This is a genomic window from Polaromonas sp. P3_C2, from assembly GCF_056402675.1.
Genome location: NZ_JBFUGX010000078.1, coordinates 1 through 9,875 on the forward strand (window position 1 = coordinate 1; position 9,875 = coordinate 9,875).

The 9,875-nt window shown below is 62.3% G+C and carries 9 protein-coding genes; 5 read left to right on the top strand and 4 right to left on the bottom strand.

The genetic code is table 11. From position 1 onward, the window contains the following. From AC1DWI_RS05405 to AC1DWI_RS05425, 5 genes are all read left to right on the top strand, one after another. Positions 1–970, top strand: a 970-nt coding sequence (locus AC1DWI_RS05405; RefSeq protein ID WP_477724496.1) for a TRAP transporter substrate-binding protein, incomplete at its 5' end; no start/stop codon positions are given. A 277-nt stretch (positions 971–1,247) separates the two neighbouring features. Beyond that, positions 1,248–2,216: an MBL fold metallo-hydrolase gene (locus tag AC1DWI_RS05410; RefSeq protein ID WP_477669086.1), complete on the top strand. Its 969-nt coding sequence runs from the start codon at positions 1,248–1,250 to the stop codon at positions 2,214–2,216. Between the two features lie 131 nt (positions 2,217–2,347). After that, the gene (locus tag AC1DWI_RS05415; protein ID WP_477669085.1) at positions 2,348–2,902 is read left to right on the top strand and encodes an NUDIX hydrolase; all 555 of its coding nucleotides are present in this window, start codon (positions 2,348–2,350) and stop codon (positions 2,900–2,902) included. 146 nt (positions 2,903–3,048) lie between these two features. Beyond that, positions 3,049–4,035, top strand: a complete 987-nt coding sequence (locus AC1DWI_RS05420; RefSeq protein ID WP_477669084.1) for a recombination-associated protein RdgC — start codon at positions 3,049–3,051, stop codon at positions 4,033–4,035. Positions 4,036–4,053: 18 nt separating this feature from the next. Then, positions 4,054–4,764 (top strand): aspartate/glutamate racemase family protein, encoded by a 711-nt coding sequence (locus tag AC1DWI_RS05425; protein WP_477669083.1) that lies wholly within the window; start codon positions 4,054–4,056, stop codon positions 4,762–4,764. A gap of 6 nt (positions 4,765–4,770) precedes the next feature. On the opposite strand, the gene AC1DWI_RS05430 is transcribed toward AC1DWI_RS05425, so the two are convergent. The 4 genes from AC1DWI_RS05430 to AC1DWI_RS05445 all read right to left on the bottom strand — a co-directional run. Continuing rightward, positions 4,771–8,415, bottom strand: a complete 3,645-nt coding sequence (locus AC1DWI_RS05430; protein ID WP_477669082.1) for a molybdopterin cofactor-binding domain-containing protein — start codon at positions 8,413–8,415, stop codon at positions 4,771–4,773. Continuing rightward, on the bottom strand, positions 8,412–8,900 hold the full coding sequence (locus tag AC1DWI_RS05435) for a (2Fe-2S)-binding protein (protein ID WP_477672262.1): 489 nt from the start codon (positions 8,898–8,900) through the stop codon (positions 8,412–8,414). The genes AC1DWI_RS05430 and AC1DWI_RS05435 overlap by 4 nt, the downstream gene beginning before the upstream one ends. A gap of 39 nt (positions 8,901–8,939) precedes the next feature. After that, the gene (locus tag AC1DWI_RS05440) at positions 8,940–9,677 is read right to left on the bottom strand and encodes an ABC transporter ATP-binding protein (RefSeq protein ID WP_477669080.1); all 738 of its coding nucleotides are present in this window, start codon (positions 9,675–9,677) and stop codon (positions 8,940–8,942) included. Beyond that, a partial coding sequence (locus tag AC1DWI_RS05445; RefSeq protein ID WP_477724497.1) for an ABC transporter ATP-binding protein C-terminal domain-containing protein occupies positions 9,677–9,875 on the bottom strand: 199 nt, incomplete at its 5' end. The genes AC1DWI_RS05440 and AC1DWI_RS05445, both read right to left, overlap by 1 nt.

The window sequence follows — 9,875 nt, forward strand, 5'->3', positions numbered from 1 at the left end:
CGTGACACTGAAGTTCCATACTTTCATGTCGCCCTCGTCCAATGTCTGGCTGGCCATGCACAAGCCCTGGATGGACAAGGTCGAAAAAGAATCCGGCGGCCGTATCAAGTTTGAAGGCTACCCGGCCATGCAGCTGGGCGGCACGCCTGTACAGCTCTACGACCAGGCCAAAGACGGCGTGGTTGACGTGGTGTGGACATTGCCCGGCAATACGGCCGGCCGCTTCCCGCGGATCGAGGTGTTTGAGCTGCCCTTCATGATGTCCAACGCCGAAGCGACTTCCAAGGCGTTCTGGGAATACGTGCAAACCGTTGCACCCGATGAATTCAAGGATACGCAGGTGCTGGCGCTGCAGGTGCACGGCCCCGGTGTGATCCACACGGTCGACAAGCCCGTCAAGTCGATTGCCGACATGCGCGGCCTCAAGCTGCGCGCGCCGACCCGCCAGGTCACCAAGCTCATGGGCGTGCTGGGCGCCACGCCCGTCGGCATGCCGCTGCCGCAGATTCCCGACGCGCTGAGCAAGGGCACCATTACAGGGTGCGTGATTCCGTGGGAAGTCGTGCCTTCGGTCAAGGTCAACGAGCTCACCAAATTCCATGCCGAGTTCGACCCCGCCGGCGGCAGCCTTTACACCACCACCTTTGTGATGGCCATGAACAAGGCGAAATACAACTCGCTCGCACCCGACCTCAAGAAGGTCATCGACAACAACTCCGGCATGGCCACCTCGRCATGGCTGGGCAAGGTGCAGCAGGGCAACGACGTTCCCGGCCGCAAGACCGCCAGTGACCGCGGCAACACGATTTACACCGTGAGCGCGGCCGAAGCCCAGGAATTCCGCCGCAAATCGCGTACGGTGGAAGTCGAATGGGTGGAAGACATGAACAAGAAGGGTTTTGACGGCAAGAAGCTGCTGGACACGGCACGCGCCCTGATTGAAAAGCACACCAAGACGACCAAGACTTGATCAATACCCGTGCTGGGTGCGCATTCATGAAACCGGGCTTATGCCCGGTTTTTTTATGCCCTACCCATGTTCTTATGCCTTTTCGGCTTTCAGCCCAATGAATACGGGCGCAATMGGCTCCTGATTTAATAGCACTCCACTTCGGGCAAAACCAGCACGACAGCCGGGTTACTGCGGCTGCGGCTTCATTCATGGCGCGCCTGCATAAGAATCCACCCGGTCCCCGTATGACGGGTGAGTCCGGTCCATCATTCCATTTACCCAAGGAAGTTTTTTCATGTCACGCTTTTTGAAAACCCTGGCAGCCACCATCCTGGCCTCAAGCCTGAGCGCTTCTTTCACCTTGCCCGCTTTTGCGGCCGGCCCCATGGTCAAGAGCCAGGCGCCCGGCTACTACCGCGTCACGCTGGGCGATTTTGAAGTCACCGCCCTGTCGGACGGCACTGTCAAGCTGCCCGTGAAAGACCTGCTCACCAACACAACGCCGGCGAAAGTCGGCGCGGCACTGAAGCGTTCTTTTTTACCTGACGCAGTCGAGACTTCAGTCAATGCCTACCTCATCAACACCGGCAGCAAGCTGGTGCTGATCGACACGGGTGCGTCCGGCCTCTTCGGCCCGACGCTGGGCAGCCTGCAGGCCAACCTCAAAGCCGCCGGCTACCAGCCCGAGCAGGTCGACGAGATCTATATCACCCACATGCACCCCGACCACGTGGGCGGCCTGGTGGTGAACGGCGCCATGGCGTTTCCGAATGCCGTTGTGCGTGTGGACAAGGCGGACGCCGACTTCTGGCTGGATGAAGCCAAAATGAACGCAGCGCCCAAAGAATCCCAAGGCTTTTTCCAGGGTGCCATGGCGTCCATCAAGCCTTACGCAACGGCCGGCAAGCTCAAGACCTTTGAAGGCGTCACCGAGCTCGTGCCCGGCGTGAAGGCGCAGCCCGCTCACGGCCACACCGCCGGCCACAGCGTGTATGTGGTGGAAAGCAAGGGGGAGAAGCTGATGCTGTGGGGCGACCTGATGCATGTGGCGGCAGTCCAGTTCGACAACCCGGAGGTCACCATCAAGTTTGACTCCGAGTCCCCACCGGCCGCCAAGGAACGCGCCAAGGCCTACGCCGATGCCGCCAAAAATGGCTACCTGGTCGGCGCGGCGCATATCGCCTTCCCTGGCCTTGGCCATGTGCGCAAGGGCGCGGGCAAGGCATACGCCTGGGTCCCGGTGAATTACTCGTCACTCAAATAGGAAGGGTAAGCAAAATAGGCCATGCACCCAATAAGCATCGGCGTAAGCAGCTACGTTTTTTATAGCACTGCGGGGGGCCTGCAGTGCCCCCTGGCAGGCCTCGGCCGGCGCAAAGCCGCTACACTCATCTGATGCAACGTCCGCCCCTGAACCACTGCCGCGTCTGCGGCACCGCCGTGGCTTATCGCTTGCCGGACGACGGTGACACGAAAGAGCGGGCCGTCTGCCCGGCCTGCAACACGGTTCACTACGAAAACCCGCTCAATGTCGTCGGCACCGTGCCCAGCTGGGGCGAGGACGGCGCGCAAGTGCTGCTCTGCAAACGCAATATCGAGCCGCGCCGGGGCAAGTGGACCTTGCCTGCCGGCTTCATGGAGCTGGGCGAAACCACCTCGCAGGGCGCAGCCCGTGAAACCGATGAAGAAGCCGGCGCCCAATATGAAATGCAGGGCCTTTTCACGGTTATGAACGTGGTGCGCGTCGGGCAGGTGCACATGTATTACCGGGCTCGGCTTTTGAGCACCGAATTCAATCCAGGCCATGAGACCATGGAGGCCAAACTGTTCACTGAGGCCGAAATTCCCTGGGACGAAATTGCCTTCAAGACGGTCAAGCAGACGCTGGAGCAGTACTTCGAAGACCGCCGCAAGGGTGCCTACGGCATCCATTCGTTTGATATTGAATGAAGGTCTTCAAGCCCTTGCCGGCCGTTACATTCTGCAGACAGGGCGCCCGGTAGAATTTCTCTGTATCCGGCTGGTTCTCACCGCGGATTTTCCGCCCCCTCATCGGCCTTCCGGCAGTCTCTTTTTTAACCTCTTCCCCGGATTTCATGTTCAACACCGCAATCTTTTTCCGCATTGCCGACGATTTTGTGCTTCCTCCGCTGGACGTGCTTGAAGAAATTTTCCAGTCCCACCGTTTCGTTCCCTGCGGCGCAACAGAGCCTGAATCCAGTGGCTGGGTGCCACCGCGCGGCAACAAAAGCACCGTACTGCTCGAAAGCGTGGGCCGCCAGTTAATCGCCCGCCTCTGCACCGAACGCCGCCCTGTGCCTTCGTCCGCCATCAAGGCCGCGGTGGAAGAACGCATCGAAAAATACAAGGAAGAAACCGGCCGCGAACGCGTGGGCGCCAAGATCAAAAAAGAGTTCAAGCAGGAAGTCATGCTGGACCTGCTGCCGCGCGCCTTCACCAAACGCTCGACCACCACGCTCTGGATCGACGTCGTCAACAAATTCCTGGTGGTTGACTCCGGCAACCTCACAGGTGCCGACAAAATCGTGAGTTACTTCGTGGAAGCGTTGAGCGAGGTGCCGGGCGCCCTGCCCGGCCTGAAGGTCAGCCCCGTCCAGACGCAAATGTCGGCCGCTGCTGCCATGTCGCACTGGCTGTCGACCCGGGAAGCGCCATATAACTTCACGGTAGACCGCGACTGCGAGCTCAAGACACCCGATGACCAGAAGTCCACGGTGCGCTATTCGCGCCACACGCTGGAGATCGACGAAGTGGCCCAGCACATTGCTGCCGGCAAACTACCCACACAGCTGGCGATGACGTGGAACGAGCGCGTGTCTTTTGTGCTGACGGAAACCGCGCAGCTGAAAAAACTCAAGCTGCTCGATGTGGTGCTGGACGGCGTACAGGAAAGCGGCAAGGACGACGACGGCTTTGACAGCCATGCGGCCATCATTACCGGCGAGCTGTCTTCGCTGATTCCGGACATGCTGGAGGCATTGGGAGGGGAACTCGCTGAGGGAGAAGTCACACCGCACCCGGCCACCTCGCCTGCTGCCGACCCGGTGCCAGAGCCCGCGTAGCAAATACGGAGACAGGTCATGCCCCAACACATCGGTATCGTCGGCTGCTCCGCCGAAGGCGCTGCGCTTTGTTATCAAACCATCTGTGTGGAAGGCGCCGGGTCCATGGGGCCGCATGCCCACCCTGAAGTGTCCATGCATACGCCGTCGCTTTCAGATTACATGGCGTGCATCTATCGCAACGACTGGGACGGCGTGGGCGACATCATGCTCGCCTCCGCGCACAAGCTCGCAAAAGCCGGGGCGGACTTCCTGGTCTGCCCCGACAACACCATTCACCAGGCGTTTGCTTACGTACAGGAACGATCCCCCCTGCCCTGGCTCCATATCGCAGAAGTCGTTGCCGAAGAAGCGGCCAGGCGCGGGTTCCGGCGCATCGGCATCACCGGCACGCGATGGCTCGTCGACAGTGAGGTCTACCCCGACAAGCTCGCGGCCCGCGGACTGCAATACCTGCGTCCAGATGGCGCGGAGCGCGACGAAATCAACCGCATCATCATGGACGAGCTGGTGTACGGTGTCTTCAAGCCGGAAGCGATCGGGTATTTTCAGAAAGTCATTGACCGGATGAAAAGCAACGGCTGTGATGCTGTCGTCCTGGGCTGCACGGAAATCCCCCTGATCATGAGCGATTCAAACTCGCCCCTGCCGACTCTGGACTCCACACGCCTGCTGGCGCGCGCGGCGCTTGTCAGGGCGACGCAGGCCGCGCGGCCTTCGCCTGATTGAAAAGATTCAGTGCTGGCCCGGCGTGGCGCGAAGCCGTGAAACGATTGCCGGCAAATCCTGCCAGACCGGTTCCGAGGGGGCATAGCGTCCGCGCATATAAGCAGCCAGCGCTGCAACCTGGGCATCATCCAGGCTATGGCGAAAAGCCGGCATGAACCCGATATCTTTGCTCGCCGGTGACTGAATTCCCTCAAGGATCACCCGCACCAGATTGTCGGGCCGCTCGCTGTGCAGCTTGCTGTTAAGGGCCAGCGGCACGTTCACACCCAGCAGTCGCGGGCCGTCGCCATCGTGATGGCACGATGCGCAAGCGCCATTGAACAGGCGCTGGCCAGGGCCCGGCAAGTTGCCGGCAGATTGCCGGGTGGACAAGACGACCTGCCTGCTGCGTTGGACGCTTTCGGCTTCCGTAGTTGGCTCATTAAAAGACACGAGGTAAGCCGCCATTGCACGAATATCTTCTTCGGGCAAGGCAGCCAGTTCCTTGATCACAGGCGCCATGGGGCCCACGGCAATACCGCGCTGCGAAGAGTAGCCGCTACGCAGGTAGCGGTACAGTTCCGCGGCGTTCCAGGGCACGGGCGCACGCGAGAGCGCGGTCAGCGCCGGAGCGTCCCAGCCATCCACCACGGCCCCGCTTAAAAAAGCCTTCCCGCTGCGCTCTGCGCCCGCGGCGTTGCGTGGCGTGTGGCAGGCGCCGCAATGGCCCAGGCCGTTGACCAGGTAGGCACCACGATTCCATTCGGCAGTCTGCGCCGGGTCGACCCGGTAAGGTGCCGGGTCATGAAACAGGGCATTCCATCCAGCCATCAGCGGCCGCACACCAAAGGGAAAAGCCAGCCGCGTGGCCGGTGGTTCTGATCGCACGGGGGGCTGGGCCATCAGGTAGGCATACAGCGCGGTCAGATCTTCATCGCTGGTTTTGGCGAACGCGGTATAGGGAAACGCGGGATACAAATAGTGACCATCGCGGGAAATTCCTTCACGCATGGCGCGCTGGAAGGCGCTAAAAGACCACAAACCTATTCCGGTGTCCGCATCGGGCGTGAGGTTGGTGGTAACAATCTTTCCGAAAGGCGTATCCATGGCCCTGCCGCCGGCATTGGGTATGCCGCCGGGTGCTGTGTGGCACACCACACAATCGCCCGCGGCAGCGAGCTGCCGGCCGCGCTCCAGGGTTGCGGCGGTGTAGACGGATGCGCCGCTCTGCGCCACCGGGGCGATGACCGACCGGCCGCCTGCCAGCGCCCACACGATGCCCACAACCCCCGCGAGCAAGGCGCCTGCGCGGGACCACCAGGCCATGCCTTTCGGCCATGCCGTGCCCTCAGGTGCGGGATTTGGCAACCGGGCCGGAGCCGCCGGGATAGCTGGCGCGGCCGCGAGCCCCGGGTTGAGCGCAGCACGTACGACTTCTGGCGTGAAAGGCGGCTGGCGAAAACGCACGCCGGTGGCATCAAAAATGGCGTTGGCAATAGCTGCCGTACCCGGCACCGAAGACGACTCTCCGGCGCCAAGCGGTGGCTCACCGGGGCGCGCCATGGTCACGACCTCAATCACCGGCACGTCCCGGAAGTTCAGGATTGGATAGCTTCCCCATTCCAGGCTGGTCACCTGATTTGTTTTGGGCGACACCGTGACCTGTTCCGTGAGTGCACGGCTGGTCGTCTGCACTACATTGCCATGGATCTGGTGCTGAACCCCGGCGGGGTTGATCAGCGTGCCGGCGTCATGCCCTACCACGACGCGCCGGACATGCACCTCGCCCGTCTTGCGATTCACTTCGACGTCGGCCACCCAGGCCGCCCATGCCGCCCCAAACCCCGGCCATTTGCTGTGCATGTAGCGGGCATACGCAAAGCCCTGGCCGCGCACGACGTCCTGTGGGTCACCTGGCGCTGCCGGCTGCTGCTGCGGTGTCGTATGCGCCATCCAGCCGGCGCGCTCGGCCGTGGCGCGCACCAGCTCGGCAGCGCGCGGCTCTTTCAGGTACCTCAGCCGAAACTCCACCGGATCGACACCGGCTGCTGTTGCCAGTTCGTCGATGTAGGACTCATGCGCGAATGAATTGGGCAGCGCCGAGACACCGCGCAGCCATGACGCACGCAACAGCGGCGCCATGTCATTGACGGCGATGCGCATGTTGGCGTAGTCGTAGGGCGGCCGGGCGGTCCGATCGCCCATTTCATAGGCCTGCGCAACAGGCTCAATGGTGCGCGTGAGCAAAAGCGCCAGCGTGGGAGCGCCGTTTGAAGGGTATGAGGTTTGAAAGTCATACGCAGCCACCGATCCGTCGGCATTCAACCCGCCGTTCACTTGCATGAGCTGGGCGGCGCCTTTGGGTTCCCAGGCGTTTTCCTGCTCACGCGTCAGTTGCACACGCACGGGGCAGCCTGCGGCACGCGACAGCAGCGCGGCATCTGCCGCCACATCGTCAGCGCAGTTTCGCCCGTAGCAGCCTGCCGCTTCCATGCGGATCACATCAATGGCGACATCGGCCAGGCCGATCAGTCGTGATAAATCGGCCCGCAGCACATGGGGGTTTTGGGTTCCCGCCCATACCGTCAGGCGCTCCTGCTGCCAGTCGGCCACGGCGCACGAGGGCCCGAGGGAGCCGTGCATTTGATAGGGCCAGACGTAGTTGCGCGCCAGGGCTTGTGCCGCGCTTGCCATCGCGGTGTCCACGTTGCCCTCGTCGACAAGCCTGCGCTGCGTGGCCGGGTTGTTGCGGATCGCCTGCTCAAGGTCGCCCAGATTGGCGAGACCGGGCCACGGCTTCCAGCTGACACGCAATTCACGCAGCGCCTGTTCGGCCTGCTCTTCGCGCTCCGCGACAATGCCGACAAAGTCGCGGATCACCACCACCGCGCGAATGCCCGGAATGTGCGCGATCGATGATTCATCCACTGATTCCAGCGTATTGCCGATGAAGTCGCCGTTGTCGGCGCCGGCATAAGGTGGCCGCACGACGCGGCCGTGCAGCATGCCGGGCACGCGCATGTCGTGCACAAACGTCAGAGCGCCGGTGGCCTTGGCCGGGATATCCAGGCGTGCCGCGCTGGTCCCCACCAGGCGGTAGTCGGCAGCATCCTTGACAGGGGTGCCCGGCACCAGCGAGAGATGTGCATGCTCATTGACCAGCAATGCGCCATACGTCACCGATTTATCGTCCTGCCCCACCACGGAAACAACGCCGTCTCGCACGGCGAGCAGGGAAGGGTCCACCTGCAGCACGCCGGCGGCACGCGTCACCAGCCACGCGCGTGCCTGCGCCGCCGCGGCCCGCAAAGGGACGGCATGAACCTGGATGGACGCGCTGGCAATCGTGGCCCCCTGATTGGGTGCGCGCGTCGTGTCCCCAAGAACCATGCTGACCTGCCCGAGCGCAACGTCCAGCTCTTCAGCCACGATCTGCGCCAGGGCCGTCCGGATACCGGTGCCAAGATCTACATGGCCGTTCAGGGCCGTCACGCTGCCGTCATCCCACACGGCAACCAGTATTTCAACGCCCTCTTGCGGATTGGCGCTGACCAGTGCAGGTTGGCCACGGGCGGGTGGAGGCGCCGGCGGCGGCTCGCGGCTCACCAGCAAGACGCCGCTGGCCGCATGAAAATCGGCGCGTGTCAGGGGCGCATCGGCGCGACGCGTCATGGCGAGTTACCCCGGGCAAGGCTTTGGCGCGTCAGCTCTGCCGCACGCAGCACAGCCTTCACGATCTCCAGGTGCGTGCCGCAGCGGCAGAGATTGCCTGACAGCTCGCGGCGTATGTCATCCTCGCCAGGCGCGGGGTTTCGCGCCAGCAATGCGACGGTCATCATGATCATGCCGTTCAGGCAGTAGCCGCACTGGGCGGCCTGCTCTTCGATAAACGCCTGCTGGACCGGGTGAAGGGCCGCCGGCGTACCCAGACCCTCAAGGGTGGTGATTTCGCGGCCCGCCACGCCGCACGCCGGAATAACGCAAGCGCGTGCCGCCACACCGTCGACCAGCACGGTGCATGCGCCACACTCTCCCAGACCGCAGCCATATTTCGGGCCATTCAGCGCGAAATCGTTACGCAGCACCGTCAGCAGGCTGGCCTGCTCCGCAACAGGCAGCGTACGCTTTTGCTGATTAACGGAAAGCGTGACTGTCAAACCCATATTTACCGAACCATAACCAGGTTGCGGCGCAGCCTACACACTGAGATAGGCACGGCGCACTTCTTCATTGGCAGCCAGCTCCGCAATGGATCCTTCAAAACGGATTTGCCCTTTCTCCAGGACGTACGCCCTGTCTGACACCAGTTCGGCGAAATGCATGTTTTGCTCGGACAGCAGAATGCTCACGCCATGGGCCTTCAGCTCCAGAATCATGTTGGCCATTTGCTCCACAATGACGGGCGCTACGCCTTCGGAAGGCTCGTCAAGCAGAACCAGATAGGGATTTCCCATCAAGGTCCTGGCCACCGTCAGCATTTGCTGCTCGCCGCCACTCATGCGGCCGCCGGGGCGCGTGGGCATCTCACCGAGGTTGGGAAACAGCTTGAAGAGGCGTTCCTGCGTCCACAAGGGAGCCTCGCTGCCGTCGGGCCAGCGGCGCGGCGCCTGCCGTCCTACTTCCAGGTTTTCATTCACGGTCAGGTCGGTGAAGATTCGCCGGTCTTCCGGCACAAACCCCAGACCCATGCGAGCCGCATGGTGTGGCTCACTGCCGGAGATATCTTTGCCAAGAAAGGTCACGCTGCCACGCCGCTTGTCGAGCATCCCGATCAGCGTCTTCAGGGTGGTCGATTTGCCGGCGCCGTTGCGCCCCATCAAGGCGACGACCTCGCCGCGCCCGACCGAGAGATTGACGCCAAACAGTATTTGCGCCGCACCATACCAGGCCGACAGGTCTTTCGCCTCCAGCAGCATCTCTTTGCCGTCGCGCATTACGCCATCTCCTTTTCAATGGCTTTCTTCTCGAAAGTTTTGCCACTGCCAAAATAGACTTCCTGGACTTCGGGGTGGTCGCGAATTTCCAGTGGCTTGCCTTCCGCAATCAACCGGCCGCGCGCCAGCACGATCATGCGGTCGGCATAGGCAAACACCACGTCCATGCTGTGCTCGGTAAACAGCACCGCCATGCCC

What these genes read in the sequence shown, in the direction of transcription:
- AC1DWI_RS05440 (WP_477669080.1), bottom strand. Translation starts at nt 9,677, where the DNA reads ATGCGCGACGGCAAAGAGATGCTGCTGGAGGCGAAAGACCTGTCGGCC.
- AC1DWI_RS05415 (WP_477669085.1), top strand. Translation starts at nt 2,348, where the DNA reads ATGCAACGTCCGCCCCTGAACCACTGCCGCGTCTGCGGCACCGCCGTG.
- AC1DWI_RS05410 (WP_477669086.1), top strand. Translation starts at nt 1,248, where the DNA reads ATGTCACGCTTTTTGAAAACCCTGGCAGCCACCATCCTGGCCTCAAGC.
- AC1DWI_RS05420 (WP_477669084.1), top strand. Translation starts at nt 3,049, where the DNA reads ATGTTCAACACCGCAATCTTTTTCCGCATTGCCGACGATTTTGTGCTT.
- AC1DWI_RS05425 (WP_477669083.1), top strand. Translation starts at nt 4,054, where the DNA reads ATGCCCCAACACATCGGTATCGTCGGCTGCTCCGCCGAAGGCGCTGCG.
- AC1DWI_RS05430 (WP_477669082.1), bottom strand. Translation starts at nt 8,415, where the DNA reads ATGACGCGTCGCGCCGATGCGCCCCTGACACGCGCCGATTTTCATGCG.